Annotated in this window: 18 protein-coding genes and 1 pseudogene; 12 read left to right on the forward strand and 7 right to left on the reverse strand. The window is 35.2% G+C overall.

All coding sequences use genetic code 11. The annotated features are described in order from the left end of the window. The first annotated feature begins 210 nt into the window (after window positions 1-210). From BUA72_RS12855 to BUA72_RS12920, 12 genes and pseudogenes are all read left to right on the forward strand, one after another. Window positions 211-1,563 (forward strand): annotated as a pseudogene (locus BUA72_RS12855) (IS3 family transposase). Between the two features lie 731 nt (window positions 1,564-2,294). After that, window positions 2,295-3,854: a helix-turn-helix domain-containing protein gene (locus BUA72_RS12860; protein WP_072923255.1), complete on the forward strand. Its 1,560-nt coding sequence runs from the start codon at window positions 2,295-2,297 to the stop codon at window positions 3,852-3,854. Window positions 3,855-3,889: 35 nt separating this feature from the next. Continuing rightward, window positions 3,890-6,334, forward strand: coding sequence for an autotransporter outer membrane beta-barrel domain-containing protein (locus BUA72_RS12865; RefSeq protein WP_072923256.1), 2,445 nt, complete (start codon window positions 3,890-3,892; stop codon window positions 6,332-6,334). 156 nt (window positions 6,335-6,490) lie between these two features. Then, on the forward strand, window positions 6,491-6,901 hold the full coding sequence (locus BUA72_RS12870) for a nuclear transport factor 2 family protein (RefSeq protein ID WP_072923257.1): 411 nt from the start codon (window positions 6,491-6,493) through the stop codon (window positions 6,899-6,901). Window positions 6,902-6,974: 73 nt separating this feature from the next. Further along, window positions 6,975-7,838, forward strand: a complete 864-nt coding sequence (locus BUA72_RS12875; protein ID WP_072923258.1) for an SDR family oxidoreductase — start codon at window positions 6,975-6,977, stop codon at window positions 7,836-7,838. A gap of 11 nt (window positions 7,839-7,849) precedes the next feature. Beyond that, window positions 7,850-8,482 (forward strand): NAD(P)H-dependent oxidoreductase, encoded by a 633-nt coding sequence (locus BUA72_RS12880; protein WP_072923259.1) that lies wholly within the window; start codon window positions 7,850-7,852, stop codon window positions 8,480-8,482. Between the two features lie 44 nt (window positions 8,483-8,526). After that, complete coding sequence (locus BUA72_RS12885) at window positions 8,527-8,967, forward strand: transposase (RefSeq protein ID WP_072923260.1); 441 nt, start codon at window positions 8,527-8,529, stop codon at window positions 8,965-8,967. Between the two features lie 622 nt (window positions 8,968-9,589). Then, window positions 9,590-10,486 (forward strand): DUF3078 domain-containing protein, encoded by an 897-nt coding sequence (locus tag BUA72_RS12895; RefSeq protein ID WP_072923262.1) that lies wholly within the window; start codon window positions 9,590-9,592, stop codon window positions 10,484-10,486. A 95-nt stretch (window positions 10,487-10,581) separates the two neighbouring features. Beyond that, entirely contained in the window at window positions 10,582-11,856 is a 1,275-nt protein-coding gene (locus tag BUA72_RS12900; protein WP_072923263.1) for an amidohydrolase family protein, read from the forward strand. A 1,914-nt stretch (window positions 11,857-13,770) separates the two neighbouring features. Then, window positions 13,771-15,258, forward strand: coding sequence for a recombinase family protein (locus tag BUA72_RS12910; protein WP_072923265.1), 1,488 nt, complete (start codon window positions 13,771-13,773; stop codon window positions 15,256-15,258). Then, window positions 15,245-15,406 (forward strand): PTS sugar transporter subunit IIBC, encoded by a 162-nt coding sequence (locus tag BUA72_RS12915; RefSeq protein ID WP_072923266.1) that lies wholly within the window; start codon window positions 15,245-15,247, stop codon window positions 15,404-15,406. The genes BUA72_RS12910 and BUA72_RS12915 overlap by 14 nt, the downstream gene beginning before the upstream one ends. A 619-nt stretch (window positions 15,407-16,025) precedes the next feature. Then, on the forward strand, window positions 16,026-16,469 hold the full coding sequence (locus BUA72_RS12920) for a JAB domain-containing protein (protein ID WP_072923267.1): 444 nt from the start codon (window positions 16,026-16,028) through the stop codon (window positions 16,467-16,469). Window positions 16,470-16,702: 233 nt separating this feature from the next. Here the strand turns inward: BUA72_RS12920 and traN are convergent, their stop codons facing one another. The 7 genes from traN to BUA72_RS12955 are packed head-to-tail and all read right to left on the reverse strand — an operon-like array spanning window position 16,703 to window position 24,004. Beyond that, window positions 16,703-17,596 carry a conjugative transposon protein TraN gene (gene traN, locus BUA72_RS12925; RefSeq protein ID WP_072923268.1) on the reverse strand — a complete coding sequence of 298 codons (894 nt, stop codon included), beginning with the start codon at window positions 17,594-17,596 and terminating at the stop codon, window positions 16,703-16,705. A 17-nt stretch (window positions 17,597-17,613) separates the two neighbouring features. Continuing rightward, entirely contained in the window at window positions 17,614-18,933 is a 1,320-nt protein-coding gene (gene traM, locus BUA72_RS12930) for a conjugative transposon protein TraM (RefSeq protein WP_072923269.1), read from the reverse strand. Between the two features lie 11 nt (window positions 18,934-18,944). After that, a complete protein-coding gene (locus BUA72_RS12935; RefSeq protein WP_072923270.1) occupies window positions 18,945-19,196 on the reverse strand; it encodes a hypothetical protein in 252 nt (83 codons plus the stop codon). 11 nt (window positions 19,197-19,207) lie between these two features. Beyond that, complete coding sequence (traK, locus tag BUA72_RS12940; RefSeq protein ID WP_072923271.1) at window positions 19,208-19,831, reverse strand: conjugative transposon protein TraK; 624 nt, start codon at window positions 19,829-19,831, stop codon at window positions 19,208-19,210. A 16-nt stretch (window positions 19,832-19,847) separates the two neighbouring features. Further along, a complete protein-coding gene (gene traJ / locus BUA72_RS12945) occupies window positions 19,848-20,840 on the reverse strand; it encodes a conjugative transposon protein TraJ (RefSeq protein ID WP_072923272.1) in 993 nt (330 codons plus the stop codon). A 1-nt stretch (window position 20,841) separates the two neighbouring features. After that, a complete protein-coding gene (locus tag BUA72_RS12950; protein WP_410493326.1) occupies window positions 20,842-21,447 on the reverse strand; it encodes a DUF4141 domain-containing protein in 606 nt (201 codons plus the stop codon). A 49-nt stretch (window positions 21,448-21,496) separates the two neighbouring features. Continuing rightward, on the reverse strand, window positions 21,497-24,004 hold the full coding sequence (locus BUA72_RS12955) for a TraG family conjugative transposon ATPase (RefSeq protein ID WP_072923274.1): 2,508 nt from the start codon (window positions 24,002-24,004) through the stop codon (window positions 21,497-21,499). Between the last annotated feature and the right edge of the window lie 12 nt (window positions 24,005-24,016).

Consider the following 24,016-nt stretch of genomic DNA (forward strand, 5'->3'; position numbering starts at 1 on the left):
GATCCTTCTATTGATATTATTAATCCCATAAAGAATTATGGACTAAAAAAGCTGTCTGAGACTATAACTGATCTAAATTCATGAAAAATCTAATAGAACAAATAGCAACTGCAAGTGGGTTGCGAATGTAAATCGTCAGCAAAAAATGTACTGATTTAGGCTCTCACTTAAGGAGTGTTTCATAAGAGACTAATTTTTAAATTTGATATTATGAACACCAGGAAAAAACCAACTCCTGAAACCTACATTAAAGAGATCAGGAGAAAAACCAGAAGAATCTTCACTGCCGAGCAAAAGATCCTCATTGTAATGGAAGCCCTTCGTGCAGAGACCTCTGTAGCAGAGCTGTGTCGTAAGCATGGCATTCAGGAATCCACATTTTGCAAATGGAACAAAGAATTTCTTGAGGTCGATAAGAAACGCCTTTCTGGTGATGTAGTTCGTGAGGCTACTTCTGATGTAGTTAGCCAGCTTCGTGAAGAAAACAAGAAGCTAAAAGAAATGGTTGCAGATCTCGTTTTACGGTATGATATTGTAAAAAAAAGCTTGTACATGTTGGACTAACCAGAAATATAGAAGATATATGAGGTTATCCGCCGGTGAAAAATTAGAGATCATAGAACTTGTTACGCGCAGTGAAACAGATGTTAATAAGACTTTGAGGGAACTCGGCATCCATAAGAGCACCTTTACAATTGGTACAATCTGTATCTGAAAAAAGGATATGAATGATTTTTTTCTTCCCCTTCTTTTAACAGAAAACAATGGAACAGCATTCCTGAGAAACAAAAAAACCTTGTGGTCGAGATCGCATTGGAGCATCCCGGACTTTCCAGCCGAGAACTGGCTTACAAAATCATCAATGAGCAGGGTCTTTTTATTTCAGAATCAAGTGTGTACAGAATTTTGAAAAAGCGGGGTCTGATTACCGCTCCTTCTCATATTCTGCTCTCAGCTGCTGATGAATTTAAAGATAAAACCAATTTTGTACATGAGATGTGGCAAACAGATTTCACTTATTTTAAGATTATCGGTTGGGGCTGGTACTATCTAAGTGCCATTCTGGATGATTACAGCCGTCATATTGTCCACCACGAACTCTGTAGAAACAAGAAAGTGAATGATGTAAAAAGAATGGTAGATTCAGCTGTAATAAAGTCAGGGCTTAAAAAAGGACAGATTCCTAAACTTTTATCTGATAATGGCTCCTGCTACGTAGCTTCTGAATTGAAAGAGTATCTGCTGAAAAAGTATCAAATCAATCAGCTTCATGGAAAACCTGCTCATCCGCAGACCCAGGGAAAGATCGAGCGGTACCACCGAACGATGAAGAATGTGGTAAAACTTCATTTTTATTACAGCTCTGAAGAATTGGAAAAAGCACTGAAGGAATTTGTAAACCGTTATAATAATCAGCGGTATCATGAGTCTCTGCAGAATCTAACTCCTGCTGATGTATATTTTGGAAGAAGCGATGAAATACTCCGGGAACGCAGGAAAATAAAAGAGAAAACACTGCAACTCAGAAAACGGAATTACTTTAAAGAAAAAGTAAAACGCTAAGAAAGTTGTTCTGGAAAATTTTTGAGCCTCAAAGCTCAGGAAAATTTTATGGAAATCAACTTTTATTATAACTTTAAACTAACAAACACTCCCTAAGAGAAAGTCCATTTTCTTTTGAAGACATACAGAAGGCAACCCTTTAACACAAAAATCAGACAATGAAATTGCCGATTGGAAATCAACAGAAATTTCTCTTGTTGAAAATGCTATTAGAAAACATGGACAAAGAATTACAACGACTGCTACAAATAGAGATTGTAAAATAAATGCTTTGACTCAAAATTCGATGCAGAATCTTTTAAAGGGCAATACTACAATTAAAGTAATACAAGATAAAAATTTTTGCGTTTAGTTGGATTGTTTGAGAAGAAAGTTAATGAATAATGTATTCTAAATACCGGTGATAGTAACTTATTGTATAAGGTAAAATCAATCGAAGAAGTTTTTGATGACAAGTGATTAATTATTCTTCAAAAATAAAAACTAATAGTAGTCAAATAATTACAATTTCATGGTACAAATTTGAAACAAATAACATTATTGAGATTGCCATCATTAAATTAAACTTAAGAGTTTTTTTTGATAATATGATAGGATTAATTAGCTTTTTTTCTTATTTTTCACAACAGAGATATTTTCATATATCAATTAAATTAATTTCAAAATAATAATTTGTTAAAAAATGCGTGGAGTATTTAATATGTAGCTTTTCGCAATTAAAAAATTAAAATATGCTCTTTTCATATTATAAATCTGTATTTATTGCCATATTCTTTTCTACTTTTTTCTATGGTAGTAATACTGTTCCAAATTGGAAAAACGAAATTACCCAACAAAAATTAACAAAGGTAAGTGATGCTAGAAAATCTATAAAAATAGGTTTAAATTTAATTAAAAATTGTGACAACGATAGTATTAAAGCCCATAGCTATGCGGCATTAGGGATTTCTTATTATAGTATTGGAGACTATCTTAATTCTTTTAGAAATTGCCTAAAGGCTCAGGAAGAACTCTCTAAAAACAAAATAGACGTAGAGCAAATTGTTTATAATAATATGTGTTTAATCGAAACTTATTATAGGATAGGTTTACCTGAAAGAAGCGTATCGGAGATAAAGAAAACAATTGAGCTCATTGACAAAAAAGATCCTGATAATAACAATTTGAAAGGATTGATCTATGCCGTTTATGCTAGTATTTTGTTGGATCAAAAAAAATACCAGGAAACCCTATTACAATATTCCAAAGCATTAGAATATTTCAATAAGGTAAACAATCCTAAACAAATGGATTCAAAAATGGTTTACATTGCCCAGCTCAATTCTGAAACTGGCAATGTTTATATGCTTCTTAATGATTTCAAAAAAGCCGAAACCTATGCCAATAAAGCTAAGGAGTTAATAAAACCTAATGATAATTATTATTATATATCGCTTATAAATAATGTAAGACTAGGAACGATATACTCGAAAACAAATAGACCTGAGGAAGCCATAAAAATATTGGAACCTTTAAAAAATGATAAAAATATAGAACCTCTTTTTCTACTTGATATACATGAGAGTTTGTACAATGCATATAAGGAAATTGGTGAAGAAACAAAAGCTGAAACAGAAAAGTTAGAAATAGATTCTGTAAAGTCATTAATGAATGTACAACAATCTAAAGCTTTGAAAAACATAATAAGTGAAGTAGAGAGTGAGCTAAGTAAAAAACAACAAGACCACACTATTTTACAGATGAGCACTATCGCTGGAGGTGTATTTTCGTTATTTATCATCTTTCTTGGATTTAGAAGTTACAAAGGAAAACTAAAAAAAGAAAAAGAATATTATCAAAAAATTATAAAAAGTATAGAGTTAACAAATCATGATATTCCAAAAGTAAAAATATCTAAAGAAATAAGTAACGAGAACACTAAACAAGAGTTTACTAAAACTGAACAACAGATAATAGAGAAGTTACAAAAATTCGAAACCAAAAAAAGATTCTTAAGAAAAGATCTTACGTTGGCTGTATTAGCAGTAGAATTAAATACCAATGCTTCTTACTTGTCAGATATAATTAATAGATCCAAGAATAAGAACTTCAATACGTACATCAATGAATTGAGGATAGATTATATTATAAAAGAAATATATAATAATTCCAATCTACTTAATTATAAAATCAGTTATTTGGCAGATATTTCGGGATTCAATTCGCATAATACGTTTGCTCTAGTATTCAAAAAGATAACAAATTTGTCACCTTCTACTTATATTGAGCAAAGAAGAAAAGAGATTGAATAAAACGGAATTTACAAATAAACGTTACTGAAAATCAGATGATTAATATTTTAATCATCTCAGAAAAACAAAGGTTTTCACATGTAAAACATTTTACACTTCCACATTTTGCCATAATATTGCCGAAAAACAAAGCAATATTTATGAAAAGAAAAATTATTTTACTTTCTCTTTTAGGATCAGGATTAGTATCTGCCCAAGTTGGAGTAAATACTGAAACCCCGAGAACAACATTAGATGTAAATGCAAAGAGAAATACATCCGGAGTCATTACCGACAATACACAAACCGTCGGTTTGCAAGCACCTAGACTTACACGATCAGAGCTTTCCTCACTTACAGCAACATATGGAACAAATCAAAATGGTGCTTTGATCTATGTTACAGATATTGTTGGTGGAAACACAACTGGGCAAAGAATAAATGTAACCTCTCCTGGCTATTATTACTTTGACAGTGTTGCCAATGTGTGGCAAAAATTTGTAGCAGGTGCTATTCCTTCTGCTTCTATAGAACCTTGGAATGTTTTGGGGACTGCTAATCAAGCGACTAGCAATACAGATAACATCTACCAGACAGGTCGTGTATTAGTTGGGTTTCCAATAGCAACAACCTCTAGTACAGTTCCTCCTACTACACTCATAGGTCAAAAATTTGCTGTAAACGAGAATTTTGGGATACACAGATGGGCGCTTCAACCGAGTATGGTATTAACCCGTCTAAGCAATGGTAATGCTACAGCACCTGAAGCAATTACTGCAAATCAGATGTTAGGAAATATTATATTTGAGGGTTACAATGGTACAACACGTGTAGCGACTTCCCAGATACGCGCTTGGGCAGATACCAATTTAGGTGTAGTTGCTCCAGGAAATGGTTTGAACTATGGTAGATTTTCTTTTATGACCAGAGGTGTTGATGGCGAGCAAGAACGTTTAGGGGTTAATAATTTAGGTAATGTAGGTATAGGAAAAGGGGTTGTAGCCAGTCCTCAAAACAGATTAGTTGTACAGGGACCTGTAGATGCTGCTAACGGTGAACCTGTTGCTGGTGAAATAGATAGATCTGGTGTTCGTTTGGACAATGTTAAAAGCGCGGCTTACTTAGCTACCAATGCAGATGGGGATATCATCCGTACATCTGCCCCAGGAGCACCCGTAGAACCTTGGCGTGTAGCTGGAGGAACAACTGAAGCAACTTTAAACACCCAAAGTATTTATCAATCAGGATCCATTGGTATAAGTTCAGCTACTAATTCTACTTATTTTCAATCTAGAGCTATACCAAGAGCTTTGTCAATTATAGGAGATGGTAATGCTTCAGATGATATTCAAATTCAGGCATTTACTGGCAACGTTGCTAGTAGCTCAGGACAAGTTGCTCTAATGAAAACCAGAGGTACTGTAGGGGCTGCGCTTCCTGTAGTAACCGGAGATGGTCTAGGAACATTAGTTTTCGGAGGAAATGTTGTTACTAATGCTGATCCTACTTATATTGAATCTGCTAGTATTACGGGAGTTGTCAATGGAACAGTAAATGGTACGAATTTACCTGTAGATTTACAATTCAATACAGGGAGTGCGAATAATCCATCTGAAAAGATGAGAATTACATCTGCAGGAGATGTGGGCATTGGTACAACAGCGCCTAAGCAAAAGTTAGAGGTAGGTGGAATTGTAAAAGCTAGAGGTCTTACGAACGGAAATACTACGATTGGTAGTACAAGTGATTTTGGTATATACAATAGTACAAATACATGGCTAAGACTTGCTACCCGAGGTACTGATAATGGCGAAAGTGGCACATCAAAGATTGCATTTTACACCAATGCTACAGAAGCTAGTCCTATAGGTGTTGGGGCTACTCCAGCCATGGTAGTAGATGGAGGAAATGTGGGAATAAATGTCGCTTCGCCTGCGACAAAATTGCATATAGTTGCACCTTCAATGGGTACTGGTTTTAGATTACAAGACACAAGCCAAGCCCAAGGTAATATATTGGTGAGTGATAGTAATGGAAATGGAAGTTGGCAGCCAAGTCCTTTCCGAGCTACAGTATTAGGGACATTAAATTCGACCACTAGACAAGTAGCAACAGGACTCAATGTAGGTAGCTCAATAACTTTATCTAGAGGAAAATGGCTGGTAAATATTGGGCAATTGGTACAGGCTAGTTATCCAGCTGGTTCTGATAATAATATGTGGATGCGATTAACTTTGAGTAGTAGTTCAACTACCGGACAAACTAGTGGATTTAATTTTCTTACTAATAGTACACTCGTTTCTGGATGGTTAGGGCCTGCTTCTACATCAGGAGTATATTCAATGTTAGCTGGTGTTATCCCGATAGAAATTACAGCACAATCCGCAACACTTTATTTAAGGTTTGGAAGCGTTGAAAAAACTTCATCTTTTAGCGCAGTTCAAATTGTTTCAATAACTAATAGTGGAGAAAATTATTTTTTTGCTACTCCATTACAGTAAGGTTACATAAATTTAATTTAACAAGTTTAAAATTATAACAAAAGATTTGGTTAAAGAAATCGTCAAAAAGTTTAAATATCAATGGTTTTGGTTTTTTATGTTAAATACAAATAAAAATCTTAATTATAAATTGAATATTAATTAAAAAAAAGCAAAATGAGTTCACAAGCAAGACAAATAGTAGACGAAATGTTTATTGCATTTGAAGCAAAAGATTTAGAAAGAATCGTAAAAACATTTTCAGATGATGCAGTTTGCATTTATCACGGCACACAAGTGATGCCGGCTGCAAAATTCAAAACTTCTGAAGGCGCGAGAATGTTCTTTGATTTCAACCTTAGTGCACTTCAAGTAGTTTACTTCAATAAAACACAATTTATTGAAGAAGGAAATACAGTGGTGGTTTTAGGAAATGAACATTTTATTTCCAATCAGGATGGTTCGCACATCAGAAATAGTTGGGTGCAGATTTATACCGTTACCAACGGATTGATTTCTCGTATGGAAGAGTTCGCAACCTCTGCCACACCCGAGCAATATGGCGGGAATGCTGGCGGACAAGCATAATATTAATTTTTAAAACCATCTTATTTTATATGTGGTAAGATGGTTATTATAATATTTAGAAATTTAAAAATCTATGATTCTAATTACAGGAGCTACAGGTAATCTTGGTTTAGCCGTGGTCGATCAATTATTAAAAATTACCAGTACCGATCAATTTTCTGTTTTGGCAAGGAACGAAACAAAAGCAGAATTTCTTAAAGAAAAAGGGATAGAAGTTCGCATTGGTGATTTTGATGATTCGTCAAGTTTGGAAAATGCTTTTACAAATATTGACAAGTTGTTGTTGATTTCCACAATGGAACAAAACCGCTTTGAACAGCATAAAAATGTAGTAGATGCAGCTGTAAAAGCTGGCGTTAAGCATATTATTTATACCGGATTGGCTATAAAAGATATAGAAACTTCTGGTGTTAAAGATTTGATGATAAGCCATTTTCAAACAGAAAACTACATCAAAGGAAAAGGATTGCTTTACACTTTTCTACGCAATACAATGTATGCAGACGCAATTCCTCTTATTGCAGGTGAAGAAATTTTTGAACGTGGCATTTCCTTACCTGGTGGTAATGGGAAAGTACCTTATGCACTTCGCAGAGAAATGGGCGAGGCAACGGCGAACTTACTGTTGCAGGAAGGGCACGAAAATAAAACCTATGATATCACGGGAAGCAAAGCGTACTCATATCAAGACATTGTAATTGGATTAAATGCTATTACTGGCAAAGAAGTTCATTATACAGATGTCGATGCCAATACTTTTCTTAGCATTCTAAAAGATGCAGGAGTACCAGATTTTCCTATTTATCTATTGAGCGGAACAGTTGCTGATATCAGAAATCATCAATACGAAATAGAAGATAATACCCTAGAACTTTTGTTGGGAAGACCCACCACTACATTAATAGAATTTCTAAAAGAGATTTATCACTTAGACTAAAATTTAAAAAAATGAATTTAATAGAAGCAATGAACTGGCGATATGCCACAAAAAGAATGACTGGTGAAAAACTAGAAGAAAAACTTGTAGACGAAATCATCGAGGCTGCAAGATTGGCTCCTACTTCTGCCGGATTACAACCTTTCCATATTTTTAAAATAAGCAATCCGGAAGTTAAACAACAGATCCAGCCAATCGCATTCGGGCAACCTCAAATTGTGGAAAGTTCGCACTTACTTGTCTTTGCCTCTTGGGATAAGATTACAGACGAACAAATTGATGCTGTTTATAACTACACCAATAACGAAAGAGGCGTACCTAATAGCGCAACAGCAGATACGGTGGCAGGCTTGAAACAATTGTTTTCTACTTTTACAGAAGAGGAACAATACCATCATACTGCAAAACAAGCACATATAGGTATGGGCGTTGCATTGGTGGCAGCAGCTCAGCTTGGCGTGGATGCAACACCAATGGAAGGCTTCAACAAAGAAGGCGTAGATGAGTTTTTGAAACTGAGAGAAAAGGGATTGAGGTCTGTAACCTTAATGGCTCTTGGAAGACGTAAAACAGATGAAGATTGGTTATTCCCATTAAAAAAAGTAAGACAACCTTTAGAACAATTTGTAACATCTATTGATTAAAAAATTCTTGCGATAAATAGATTTTGGAGCAAAAAAAAATTAATATGACTAATCTAAAAAATATTCATATTGGAACGTTGATTGAGACCAAATTGAAAGAAGAAAAAATCTCAATGGAAAGAGTATGTGCTTTTTTTAAACTTGAGACTCAGGAGATTTTGCAAATGTTAAAGTTGGATAGCCTTGAAACTGAAATTCTACTCAAATGGTGCAAAATATTAGAGTATGATTTTTTCAGATTATATTCTCAGCATTTAATTTTTTATGCTCCTCCTTCTCCTGCAAAAAATAAAGGTGAGGTAAAAAATAATAAATCTTCACTTCCCCTATTTAGGAAAAATCTTTACACTCAGGAAATTATTGATTTTGTTATTGAAACTTTAAATTCGGGAGAAAAAACGAGACAACAAGTGATTGATGAATACAAAATTCCTAAAACTACACTTTACAAATGGATTGCAAAATACAATAGCTTGGATAACTAAAATGGAATTAATTTAAGACAAAATAAAACAAACTGAAACTATGAAGATGGTACAACCAGATTATAAGCGAATTTATTTCGATATAATCGTTAAAAAAAATACTGAGAACAAGGAGAAATGTCTATTGATACTCGAGAAAAAAAGCCTATCCTTTTTTGATATTTTAAAGATTAATTCTTTAATATTTCCTATAACGGATAAAAACAAACAAGGTTTTAGCCAAAAATATAAATCCTATAACGAAGCTACCATATTAGAAATTCTTACCTATCAGAGAAAGAACGGTCTTAATAATACTGAGCTTTCTCATCACTTTAAATTAAGCAGAAATACCGTGGCAAAATGGAAAAAAATGTATGGTGATCATTAAACGATAGCTAGTTTTCCTGACAATTTATCCTTACGGAAACAGGACAAAAATTTAATATAGAAAAACAATATATGTTGTATGTAATGCAGTCCTTTTGTTTCGACCTAAGAAAATGATGAAAAAAAAAAGAAACTTAAGACTGCATTACTTTATTATAACAATTCTACTCAACTTTTTTCTAAAATCTTCAACAATTTTTATAATGATGGTTCAAATCAATGGATACCTGGTACACTTTTCAAACCAAAATTTATGAATTTCTTTTACTTCACAATATCTCTATTTTTAGGAATAATTGTAAATGCACAAAATACTACAGCAGATAAAGCCATTGTAGATTCTACTAAAAATTGGTCTATTGTAGGGCAAAATAATTTAATGATTAACCAATCTGCATTTTCTAACTGGATCGGTGGTGGCATCAATAATGTTGGTTGGCTAGCTGGTGTTAACTATAATTTCACCTACAAAAATGATAAGGATCTTTTAGAAAACATAGTCATCTTAGATTATGGCGAAAACCAAATGCAGGGAGTTGGGTCAAGAAAAACTCAAGACGTCATCAATATATCGAGCAATTACGGCCGAAAAATTTCTGATAAGTGGTATGCATCAATAGGAACAAGTTTGCATACATTATTTGCTGCAGGCTACGAAGAAGGAAATAATCCTGATGCACCTAAAATATCCAATTTTATGGCTCCTGGTTGTCTCAATATTGGGTCGGGTTTTACATATAGAGCCAATGATAATTTTACAATAACATTAAGACCCATTAATGCAAGATGGACTTTTGTAATGGATAAAGAACTACAAAAAGCCGGAACATACGGTTTAAAAAATGATGGGGATTCTTCGCTGTTTCAATTGGGTTTCTTGGCAATGGGAATCTATAAAATGAAAATTATGGATCAGGTAACCTTAACAAATACAGCTTTTGTCTTTAGTGATTATTTACAACATTCAGAACGTTTAATAATGTCTTATAACGGGGTTCTTAATATGAAAATCAATAATTATTTATCAACCTTATTGACTTTAGATCTATTTTATGACCACAACCAAATAAAGCAAGTACAGCTTAAGCAAACTCTAGGCGTTGGATTAGCCTATAATATAAATAATGGAGTAAAAAGGAATAAAAAATAAAAAATATAATCAAACATTTAATGAATAATGATTTTTAGAAATTAAAGATCATTTATTTTTCAAAAAAAATACATAAACTAAAAATAATAATTTTTATGAAAAAAATAGTAAGCCTATTAACAGTGTTTGCATTCTCTACTACAGCATTCGCACAAATGGCCGATCTTGTCATCAAAAATGCGAATCTTTTTGATGGAACAGGAGCAGAAACAGTTAAAAATGCAAGTATTGCCATTAAAGATGGTAAAATACTGAGTATTAATAAGGGTAATAAAACAGTAAAAGCAAAGAAAACAATCGATGCAGCTGGAAAAACCGTTATGCCGGGTCTGATCAATAGCCATTTGCATTTGTTTTTTGATTTTTACAATATGCCACCAAAAATGCCTGCAACAAGTGATGCTAGCGCTGAAAAATTCATTAATGGCGATTTATCGAAAACACTTCGTGGTCATTTGGAACAAGGGATTACATCAATTTTGTCGCCTATCGATTTTGGACCACAAATCTATGAGGTTAGAGAAAAAGTTGCAAAAGGTATTATTAGCGGACCACGTGTTTTTGTTGCTGGTCCTGTTCTAATTAATTCCGGAGATTACTACGCGTGTGGTGGTCTTACTGGTGCAGAATTAGATTGGTGCAACAAGCACGTTAGACTTCCCATAGATACGCCAGAATTGGCAAGAGAATCTGTTAAGCAATTAGTAAAAAGCAAATCTGATGTTGTGGTGGTAGATGGTTTAACCAATCAAAAAGTTCTTAATAAAGCAAATTTAGTCGCAATAGTTGATGAGGCTCATAAAAACAATCTCAAAGTTTTGATTCATAATTCTGATGCAAAATATGTGAAAGATATTGTAGATGCAGGCGTTGATGGTTTTATACATCCACCTGGTATTACCAAAGATACAGAAGGCAGCTTAGTGAAACCTATTGGTGAGCACAAACTTCCTATAGCCATTACACTAGGTTTCTTACAGCGGTACATCGGTCTTGGATATGCAGAAGAAAAAGACAAGAATGATTATACTATTTTAGAAAACAATATTCAGGTTGCACTGAAAGCAGGTGCAATACCTTTATTTACATCTGATATGCCCGGAATACCTCCTACAGAAGTTATTCCAACTGTTATAAAAGTAATGAAAGGAGAAGGTATAGATAATAAAACCATTTTATTATCTGCAACCAAAGAAGGAGCAAAAGCTATTGGGGCAAAAAATCTTGGTACTTTAGAAAAAGGTAAAATCGCCGATCTAATTGTGATTGATGGTGATCCATTGGTTGATATCAACGCTTTGCTGAAAGTAGAGACTGTTGTTAAAGATGGTAAAATAGTTGCGGATAAAAAGAAATATGCCCATCCATAATCATAACTATTTTTCACATTTTTAAATATGAAGATAAAAGAATTTTATAATCAGCCCGGTGATGAAGGAGCCTGACACGCCCGTCAATTAATAATATCAAAACTTCACAAAAAATTCACTAACGGCAGCAAATGTAAAAAAATACAAAACAATACAAAACAATATTTAACATATCTATATTCCCTCCCTTGTTTTGTCACTAATGCTTGTAAAGAAATTTAAGTGTATTACGTTCCTTTTATTTTCTTTTATGAACAATTAGTCACCAGCTTCAATAATGCACCTACTTTGATTAAAATTTACGTGTTCGCAGTCATCAAAATTATCAGAAAACAAATTAGTAATATTGGTATTGCATATCTTTTTTCCGGAAGGAACGGTGGAATTGATAATGAATGAGCGTCTCGGTCCAAAATGGCATACGATATTGATGTTCGCTTGATAGCGAGTTTAAAGAAGTTTAAGAATCTTCTTGATTCCCAGCTTCAGGTTAATGTTTTGCTAGTGTGATCGTAAAATTGCTGTGTCATCTGGAATAAATGTTTAAATTTAAGTTAATAACTACTTACAATCAACAAAAATAAATGGACCGGGATAACCATCGATATTATAAACTACATTTAGCAAACATTTCATCTCATAAGATAGGTGGAAATCCCTAAAGTGAAACTCTGAGTTTCCTCCGATTTTGAATTTTGTTTGAATTTGTTTTGTCTAAATATTTGATACGTTGTATCTTTGAGTAGGTTAATCGAGGTTTGTGTAATACAATCCTCGATTTGTCCCCTGTACTACTTAAAGTATTGATAATAAAAGAGCTTCAGTTTCTGTACCGGATACTTTCAGATTTTCCCATCTCAGCGTTCCGTACTAGAATACAGAAATTTTGCCGTCCCTAATTTTTCCTTATCTAAATCATGATAAGCCCAATCAAAGAACATATTGATCTCCTCACGTTCGATATTTAAATTTGGAATATCAGAAAATTCATTTTTTTCAGATTTTAAGCTGATTGAACCTCTGTCTAAATGTTCCAAGCTTCACCCCGTCAATGGTTTTTTCTGAAAATATTTGTCGGATATCTCTTCGAAGCTGTTCGAAGCTCTTCTATAACCGTATTGTCGGTAACGGTTCTAACTTCAAAAAAAAAGTAGCTAAATGTTTACTTTTATCATCATTTGAATAATTATCAAGATCAGTGGGAACAATTTTTTTACGTTTTTTTTGATAAAATATTCTGGAGCTTCTGCAATGTTTCATTAAAATTTATTTTTAAATGCGTAAGATTTACTTTCGGTATGCTTATAAGTGCATAGTTTATTTAGCAATAAATTAATTATGTGTAAATAATTTATTGTAGCTATATTTTGCCTTTTTATTTGAATTATATAAATACACTTAATAAAGAAGCTGTTTTTCCGTTTAATATTAAGTACTTAAATGCTTTTCTAAATTCTGACTGCATATTTATAGGTTAGGGTGAGTACCGATGAGCAGGCTGCAAAAGGTTATTCTCTGCGCAACCAAGCCGATAGACTGACCAATTAATGCAAATTGCAGAAAACATTTTTGAAAATTATTCTGCCAAACAATCAAGCGTCCAGAATGGAATAAACCTTATACAAAGCTCAAATCATTAAAAAAATCAGTTTCCTATTATTCTTTTCATCCACTGGGACTTGTGAAAGTGCAGGTCCTAATAGCTTTGTTAGAGCAACATCATTTCCTAACGAAAAGCAGCGAATGATTTACGTGGCATGTTCGAGACCAAAACAGCTTTTAGCAATTTGTGTTCCTTCTCAAACAACTGAAAATGAATTAAGAACTAAATTTGGAAATGAAATTGAGATTGTAACTCTATAATCACTTTTTAAATGTTTGAAAATGTACTAGAAATACTAAATACAGATTCATATGAAAACAGCTTATTTATACGTTCGTGTAAGTACAGACGAACAAAAAAGAAAGGGATATTCATTACCTGAGCAGGAGGATCGCTTATTGAAATACTGTAAATTTAACAATATAGAAGTTAAGGGTATTTATCGCGAAGACTTTTCAGCTAAGAATTTCAATCGGCCCGAATGGAAAAAACTACTTTCAATAATTAAACACAAATCATCAAAGGAAGACAAGAATATATTATTTATTAAATGGGATAGATTTAGTCGGAATATTGAATATGCCTATGAAATGATAGGTATGCTTCGAAAATGTAGAACCACTGCAATGGCTATTGATCAACCCGTAGATTTTTCCGTGCCTGAAAGCATAGTCATGCTTGCAGTTTACCTATCAGTCCCTGAGGCAGAAAACAGTAGGAGGGCCCAGAATACAGCTAACGGTATTCGTCGGGCGAAACTGATGGGTAGGTATCCCAATAAGGCCCCTTTGGGATTTATCAATCTGACACTGGTGGATGGCAAAAAAATTATTGCTCCTAAAGAACCAGAAGCAGGCATTATAAAATGGATCTTCCATCAGCTTTCCAAGAATATTCACAGGGTAGAAGAAATCCGAAAAATGGCCAACGATAAAGGATTGATATGTTCACGATCACATTTTTTCAGACTTATGCGCAATCCAATTTACTGTGGCCTTATAACGATAAAGTTCAATTCTGAAGAAGAACAAATGGTAAAGGGAACACACGAGCCATTGATCCCGGAAGTCTTGTTTTACGAAGTTCAGCGCATCATTACAACAAAGAGGAAAATCACCGCTAAAAGAGACGATCTGAAAGCCATGTTTTTCCTAAGAGGATTTTTGGTATGTCCTCTTTGCGGTCACAAACTTAGCGGAAGTTTTTCTCAAGGCGCGAGAAAAAAATATCCCTATTATCACTGTCATGGAGGATGCAAGACAAGAATAAATGCGATTATTCTCAATGATAGTTACCAAAGTAAACTTCAACAATTGACACTCTCAAATAAGGCAATTGACCTATTCAGTTGTATTTTAGAAGATCGGAGTGTAAAAACACAAAAAACAGGGTATTTGTACGAACGGAATTTGGTGGAGAGAAAGTTAAAAGAAGAGGAATTGATTCTTTCCCGAGCCAGAAAGTTATTTGTGGGAGAAATACTGAAACTTGATGATTACTGTGAATTAAAAAGGGAGAACCAAATTAATTCCAAATGTTTAAAAAAGGAATTACTTCATATCAATGTTAAATTAAGAGATATTGAAAAACAAAACCAGTTAGAAGACAGATCGTTTGTGGACATTTTTCAGGGATTCTCAGATTTGGACACCGCAGATAAAAAACATCTTGTGAATCTAATCCCGCCTGCTAATGTTGACTACCAGTCAGGAAATCTCTCTTTGGGTTTAAACGATCCGTTATCAAAGATATTATCAAAAAAGAATAACCGAAAAAGTAACAAAAATGAATTTCATTGATAAAAAGGTTTCCGTTGAACGGGCAATTGCTATATTAGCAAAAAATGGTATTCAGGTGGATGATGCAGGAGTGACAGTTATCTTGGACTTCTTATATCTCATGTCAAAGAATTACAATAAACCCAAAGATAAGGCATCTAAACCTTAAGGAGACATCGAACTTCTGAAAAAGACCATTAAATATACACTGAAACACTTTTTTAGGCAGTTTAATACAACAGCCTGAAGATTCTATTTTCAAAAATCCAACTATAAAAATCCAGATAGTAAGAGTTTGGGTCACAGATTTTTATGGGTATAAAAAAAGAGACAACTATCAAATAGTTGTCTCTTTAAGTGAGCGCGAAAGGATTCGAACCTTTGACCATCCTGATTTTTTAATCAGGATGCTCTATCTATTTTCTTCTAATAATTTGTTTTAGAATATCTTGACGATTAGACTCTAATACTATTTTTCAGAGAACTTTTCATCATCAACCGGTAAAAAGGCAGCTAAGGTATAGCGGCCAGCCATCTTCTATTTCCATCCAAAAGACTACGGCATAAACGGTTTCCCCCCTAAAGGTACCCTCCAATTATTCCGTTTCCTTTTGGCTTCCCGCATTGTCCGCTTAGATTATCTGCTTTCTTTTTTCCGGTTTTTCTTTTGAAAAATATTTCCAGAAGCCTTATTGAGGTTTTAGCAAGGGAAGGAGAAAAGGTGGAAGAATAAAGGCATTAATTAAGTGCGGGAAATATCAGTCTCTGCCGTACTCAGAGCAAAAAAGATGAGATTTAATGTAGTTAATGAAATCAAATTAAGTTATTCCAGAGAAGGGAACTGTGAAAGGTTAATAACGGATTCAAGAGATGCTGTTGATGTATTTAGAGAACATTTTGACAGTGGTGAAATTGATTATAGAGAATCATTTTACACGCTCTATCTAAGTCAGGCGAATAAAGTTTTAGGAATAAAGAAAATTTCTGAATCCGGAATTTCCTCAACTATTGTAGATGTTAGGATTATCATGCAGGCTGCTCTTTTATGTAATGCATCATGCATTATTATTGCGCATAATCATCCTTCAGGTAACTTAAAAGCTTCGGCTGAAGATGTAAAAATGACCCAGCAAATAAAAGAGGCATCAAAATTTCTAAAAATACAATTGCTTGATCATTGTATTCTAACTTCTACCGAATATATGTCATTTGCAGATGAAGGACTGTTGTAGGTGTTTTTAAGAATATATAATAAAGAGAACGGCGATTAAAATTGCCGTTCTCTTTGGAGAATTTTTGGGCGAAAAGACCAGTTCCTCTCTTTGATCGGAAGTGTGTTTTCGCTGCTAATTAGAAGAATACCTTTTTGGGTATGGACTTCAATAATGAAATATTAATGATAGATTTTTCTTGATTAATCCTGTGTTATAGACACTTATTGATGTTGTTATAAACGTGTTTTACTTCATTTTAAATGGACATCCTCAGCAATTTTAGCATTAATCAGATCTTTATTTTTAATCCTGATTTTCTGATGACGGCCACCATTTCTTTCGAATATTTCAATTTCCAATACCTGACCATCCAGCAAGGTAAATTGATCCAAAAGATAAATAGCCTTTATTTCACTCTGATGATTGACAACAGTAATTGGTTCATATGAACGCAGTGGTGTTAGAACTTTATCCTGAACAACTGTGCGTTTCAGTCTTTTTTTATCAGCTATTTTGAAATTGATAAAATCAACATTATAATTGATATTACTTGTGTTTTTTACCTGAATGATAAAATAAAATTTTCCGTCATCTACATACAGAGAATTTAATAAAAACTGAATCCCAAAACTTTTTGTGCTGATATGTTTAGTAGGACGCTTAGTATTTTTATACAGTATTCTCATCATGTCTTCGGTAAGCGACGATGAGCCTCCTGCGAGTTCTTCAAACAGCACGTCGGTAGAATATCCCTTTTCAGTAGTCCTTTGTAGCTTCAAAAGGTCATAATTAAGTGTCTCGGGATAAGAACTGTATAAAACATCAAAGGTGTAGAATTTTCCATCCTGAGTAATCACCGAAAAGTTTGTTTCTTCATCAAAATCTTTTACTGAAGATTTTATTCTAAGGACATTTCCAATTTCATCCGCTTTGCTGGCAATTAGATCATTACTTCCTAAATCCACATAGCGGATCGGAGAAGGAAATAAGAGATGGGTCGTTTTATTGTACGTGATTTCCATTTTGTAAGGTTCTAATCTCGCCTGATTGAGGGAGGTAAAACCTGTTTTTTCCTGAGCACTTATTTTATATGCTGAAAAAATAATCAGGGCTGACAACAGCCATTTATTGAGTACAAATTTCATTGTTTTTTTATTATTGATTAATTATTCTTTGAAACTAGAAAGACCTGATGTCCTGCTTGTATGGTAACTTTTGGTAATCTGACTTTTTTCTGAAAATAGCCCGATATACCTTGGACAATTCCACGAGTGAGATCAGCGGCAACCTGCTGTCCTGCAGATTGGGTCATCATGATATTTGTTCCCGAATTCTGACCCATATTACCTACGATATCAGTTATTGCACTTTGTTCAGGGGAGTAGGTAATATACAGTCCCAACTGTCCGTCATTATCATGAACGTTGATTTCAACAGGTTGGATAAATCCATTATATTCTATGACAGATATTTTCAGTTGTAATCTTCCACCCTGAAATTTGCCCATAGCTTTTAAAAGTGTTCCCGGGGGAATTTTAACTTTCCCAATGATTATGGGTTCCAGCAGTCTTAAAGAGAGCGTGCTTTCAGCAGTCATCAATTTTGTTTCATGAATTACCGCGCGGATACTATTCCTATTTTCAAAATTGATTGACTTTTCATTTTGAATTCCTGTAAATCTGTTCTGATGAAGTCTTTCTAAAAATAAACTGTCAGAAGGTTCACGATATAAACTGGAAACAATGCTGCCTCTAACTTGCCTTACTGATGTAATATCTCCTTTGTGATGACCCGAGACTTCTTCGGAGGTTTCTTTCACTCCAACTTTTTCCTGTTGTGCTGGCATCGGAAGATATTTTGCAGCCATCTGATATGATTTTTCCATCAGTTCAAGCTGATCATTGATTCCAACACCCTTGGGCTGCAATTCTTTTTGAGATGCCTCGTTCTTTAGACTACTAATTTCCCGCCTCAGATTATCAACTTCATGCTGATCCCGGCTATAAAAGGAACTAAGTGCCTGCTGTGTGTTTTGATAGCTGTTGATAGCATTCTGATTTGCTGCACCAATATCTTTAGAAGGGGTAGTTGAATTGAGATTGAATACTTTATCATTCAAATTATTCGACGAATTTGAATCATTCCAATAATCAGATAGGGTGGCAAAGGCTTTCTTTTTTTCTTCATTTTTCTGGTCAAACAAATGTTGTTCATAAGCTTTCTGTTTATCAGACTGAAGTTGATCATCAGCTGCCTGGGGAACGACCGCATTAAATCCTGCATTCTCAGCAATGACCTGATCTTTATTCGGTTTAAAGATCAGGTATAAACAGCCGGCACAAGCAATTGCCATTAAAAAAAAGATGAGAGGTTTTTTAAATTTTTCCCGTTGCCACTTTCTGATATCTTGAAATTCTTCTTTACTTGGGGATCCAGAAGATCCTTCTGTAATTCTTATTTTACTCTTGACTGAATCTTTCATTGTAATGTTTTTTAATGCGAATTGAGTCCAGGATTTTTCTTACGATCAGGCACTGAAGGAACGCCTTTAATATATGTTCCTGGAATAATCTTTTGAGTATTTGCTGGTTTTGATCTGATCTGTAGAAATGCAAAAACACTTAACAGCAGATAGGTAGCAAAAAAGATCTTTATAAACATACGCTGTTTATTATCAGGCAGGGCTTTCCACTTTTGCTCTGCCTGATCGATATAACTATCTATGGTTTTTCTTATCTTTTTCATGATACTCGGTTTTATCGGTCAACAGTTTCAATATCCTTGTTCTCAACGACATTAAATTTTTCTATGGTAAATCCCTGGGGATTGCTGTCAGATCTTACTGAGTTAACCAGTGAGCAGTTGGTCACCAGACTTCTTATGGTTAGATTACTTGACCGTATAATGAACTGCCTGGCGAAGGTCTTCACCCCATAAGGGTAGTTGCTGAAACTGGCAACCACACTATCCACTTCAATTCTTTGCTGAATATTTCCGGAAATAATTCTGTTATAATATCCTTTTTCAGAAAGGTCTTTGTAGTAATCAAATGCTGACTGATCAGCCATATTAAAAGCTCTTTTGACATTGCTTTCAATTGCATTTTTATCAGGAGCAATAGTGAAAAGCAGTTCGTGAAAACGTCTGACATGCTCCCTTGCTTCTACAGGACGGTTGATCGACATATCCTGGGATAATGCTACCATGAGAGATTTTCCATTATCCAAAACATAGATCTTTTTTCTTTGCTCTTCAGCGAAGTCATAGGATTGATAGACAACCAGTCCTACAACACCAAAGCATAACAGGGCAAAAACAAAAGTGAATAACCTGATCTGCTTAAAACTGTTTTCAATATTTCTTAAGGTTTTAAATTCCATTAGGGTTTGATTTTAATTATTTCAGTAGTTTTCCGGATATATTACCTGTTGCTGATCCTGCCGCCGCTCCTGCAATATTTCCGGATTTCTCAGCAGTCTGATTGACATTGCGTGTAAAGTTTCCTGCTCCTCCTGCCTGAATAACCCAGCCTGTGACCGTTGGAACGGTAAAATATCCTATGATTCCAATAATCATATAAATGATATATACCGTGTTGGAAGTATCGGGGATGAAATCAGGATCAGACAACATTTCAATATCCCTTTCCAGAATAAGAGACTGAATCTTCGCCAGTATTGCACTGAATATATCCGCAACCGGAAGCCAAAGATAAACGCTGATGTATCGGGTCAGCCACTGGGTGAGTGTCGTTTGAAAACCATCCCATACAGAAATGGCGAAAGCTATAGGTCCGAGTATGGATAGTACAATGAGAAAGAATGTTCTTATGGTATCAATAACGAGTGCTGCTGCCTGAAAAAGAATCTCCAAAAACTCACGAAAGCCATCACGTATATCTTTTTTGATCGCAAACATTTCCCGCTCCATATACATTCCTGACATCGTAACCAGATCTGAAGGAGACCAACCAAGCTCTTCCAGTTTCTTGTCAAATTCCTCATCAGAGATCAGGTAAGCCATCTCTGGATTTCTGAGCATGGCCTCTCTTTCCAATACATCCTTTTTTTTCTGCAGTTCATTGAGATCAAGAACCTGACCTTCAAGCATGGAATGGCTTCCCTGTACAACAGGACTCAGGACGCCATTGATACTTCCCAGCACAATCGTTGAAAAAAACATAATGCAGATTCCAACAGCAAAAGGCCGTAACATCGGAAACAGGTCAATGGGTTCCGCGCGGCTTAGTGCCTGCCAGACCTTTAGAGAAACATAAAATAATGCTCCTAGTCCTGCAACACCCTTTGCCACTGCTGCCATATCAGCACATAAAGGCAGCATCTCCTCATACACTGAACGGAGTACCTCGTGTAGGTTACCAGATTCCATACTACCAGTATTTTTGATTAGAGGTTCCGTAAAGGTCCAAAACCCTTTGGGTATTGTTCTGTTTCTTTGCTCTTAAGTAGCTGACAGAAATGTTTTTGTTGGTATAGTATCTTACCAGATTATGATAATCTTTGACCTCTTTATACACCTTGTCAATCACATCCATACGTTCTTTATCATTGAGTGAAAGTTGGGTAGAGGTTACGATTTGCTTGAGCTCTTTAAGAAGTTCGGTGCTCTCTGTTAATAGGGTAGAGTATCCATTGGCAATGGCTGTCAGTTCCTGCGCATTGAAATTGGGATCATTAAGCATCTTTCCGAAATTCTTCACATACATTTCTGAAACATCGCCAACGAGTAAAACAGTCTGCTGAACTTTCCGGGCGTCTTTAACCAGATTATTGACTGCTTTCAGCTTGTCATAGTATTCTTTACCCTGTTCATATACTTTCTTGACTTCATTGAAGTTCTTCACCACATTACTTACCGTATTTGAGGTTTGAACAATTTCATTGGCTGAGTTAAGGATACCGGAGGCAAGATTGGCGGGATCTGTGACCACAAACTGTGCTTTGGTTAACGTCGTTGTAGCAAGAACTGCTGCCATTAGGGTTTTAATGATTAGATTTTTCATTGTCGTAAATTTTTTAAATGATTTAATGGTCTTTATTTGTTTTAATCTTCTTAAGAGAGAGTCTCTTAATGGCCTGCTCAACATTTCCGTTGAGTTCCGAGGCCAGGTTCATCACTTCCATTTTCTCAGTTTCTTCAGTCGTGTAGGCGAGATATTCTTCATTGGAAACTTCCGTTGCATACACCGCTGAATGAGTGCCTCCCAGTCCAATCCATACTTCTTTATAAAGTCTCTTTGGATCATTGTTCATATTGATCGACAGCACCTGAGATTTTTCTTTATCCGTAAGACCAAGCATGGCCTGAATGTCATCGAATTTATTCATGTACTTACGCTGGTCAAGCAGGATCTTACAGTCAGAATTATTAATAATGCTTTCCTTGACAATAGGAGATTGGATGATGTCATCGACTTCCTGAGTAACCACAATGGCTTCCCCAAAGAATTTTCGTACGGTTTTAAAAAGGTATTTAATGTATTCTGCCATGCCTTCCTTGGCAATGGCTTTCCAGGCTTCTTCAATAAGAATGAGCTTCCTGATTCCTTTCAGTCTCCGCATTTTGTTGATGAAAACTTCCATGATAATAATCGTCACTATAGGGAACAGGATCTTATGATCTTTGATGGCATCTATCTCAAATACAATAAAACGCTTAGAGAGAAGATCTAACTGCTTATCTGAATTGAGTAAATAGTCATATTCTCCTCCCTTATAGTAAGGTTCCAGTACATTGAGGAAATTAGCGATGTCAAAGTCTTTTTCTCTAACCTGTTTTTCGTTTAGGATCTTTCGGTAGTCATCTCTCACATATTCATAAAATCCATTGAAAGAACGGGAGGTGTCACTCAGCTTAATTTTTTCTATATAACCGCTGACTGCATTAGACAAGGCAACTTGTTCAGAACGGGCAGGAGGTTCATCATCTCTTTTCCAAAGAGTAAGGATCAACGTTTTGATGCTTTCCCGTTTTTCGATATCAAATACACCATCATCCGTATAAAAAGGATTGAATGCAATCGGATTTTCTTCAGTGTAGGTAAAGTAAACGCCATCTTCACCTTTAGTCTTTCCTTTAATCAGTTCACATAAGCCCTGATAAGAATTTCCGGTATCTACCAGAAGAACATGGGCTCCCTGTTCATAATACTGACGTACCATATGGTTGGTAAAAAATGATTTTCCGCTTCCTGATGGTCCCAGTATAAATTTATTACGGTTGGTAATAATCCCCTGTTTCATAGGAAGATCAGAAATATCCAAATGAATGGGTTTACCGGTAAGCCGGTCTGCCATCTTAATACCAAATGGGGATGGTGAATGTTGGTAGTTGGTTTCCCCGGTGAAAAAACACAGCGCAGGTTCGATAAAGGTGTAAAAGCTTTCTTCGCTTGGAAAATCTCCCGCATTACCGGGAATTCCTGCCCAATATAAAGTGGCAGTGTCAGTGGTATTATGACGAGGCTTACATTCCATCAGTGCCAGGGCACTTCCTGTGTCGTTCTTAATCTGTTTGAGCTGAGTTGGATCATCAGACCATGACATCACATTGAAATGGGCCCGAATAGACTGCAGTCCGAATGAATGGGCTTCATTGAGGTATTTTTCAATCCATTCTTTGTTGATCTGATTGGCTCTGCTGTACCTTGCAAGTGAATGCATATTGCGGGCAGACTTTTCAAATTTACTGAGGTTTTCATCGCTGTTATCAATAAACAGATATTGATTGTACATATGATTACAGCTCAATAAAAGACCAACTGGAGAAGCAAACGACAGGAGACAGTCACTTCTGTCCGTACTCAGTTTTTCATATCGGCTATGTGAAGACACCATTCCCGGAAGGTCATCAGTATCAGATAAAGTATGCATGCTGATGCGGTTGTTTCCAATTCGCATTTCCTCAGCACCAAGTTGAAGATCCTGAAGTGAGGCTCCCGATTCTCTTGATAAGGTTAGGTATTGTTCCAGTAAACCTGATTGGTCTTGAGTTCCTGTGATTTCATCTGACGTCATTTTCTCCAGATGAATATAGCCACTGTCATTGATGATTCTTTCGAACTGATCTACTGCCTCCATAAAACGGGTAACGTTTTCTTTATCTCTTATATCCTTGGGGATGAGAATACCCCTGCAAAGCGATGAGAAATTGCTTTTCGTTTTCATTCGTTCTTTACTGGTTTGGGTAATAAACAGATAACAGTAGTGATTGAGAAAAGCTCTCTCATTAAAGTGCCTTTCAAAAGATTTTGAAAGAAAACTCTGATCTTCTGCTGACAAGTCAGGAACATAATTTTCTTTAATAAACCAATCCTGTTTGTGAACAACCGTGTAGTCAGGGAGTGTCTTGATGGCTTTGAACCATGCAGAATGTATTGCATCATATTCAGCAGAAGCAACGGTAAAGAGTTCCGGTAATCTAACTTTAAAACAAACCGTAATATCAGCGTCTTTTGAAATAATACAGTGATCTTCAACGGCGAGTAAGGGGAATTTACTCTCCAGTGTTGCTGCTTTGGAAGTGTTTCTCATACGGCCTGGCTT

The organism is Chryseobacterium sp. OV279, from assembly GCF_900128945.1.
In the GTDB taxonomy this organism is placed as follows: domain Bacteria; phylum Bacteroidota; class Bacteroidia; order Flavobacteriales; family Weeksellaceae; genus Chryseobacterium.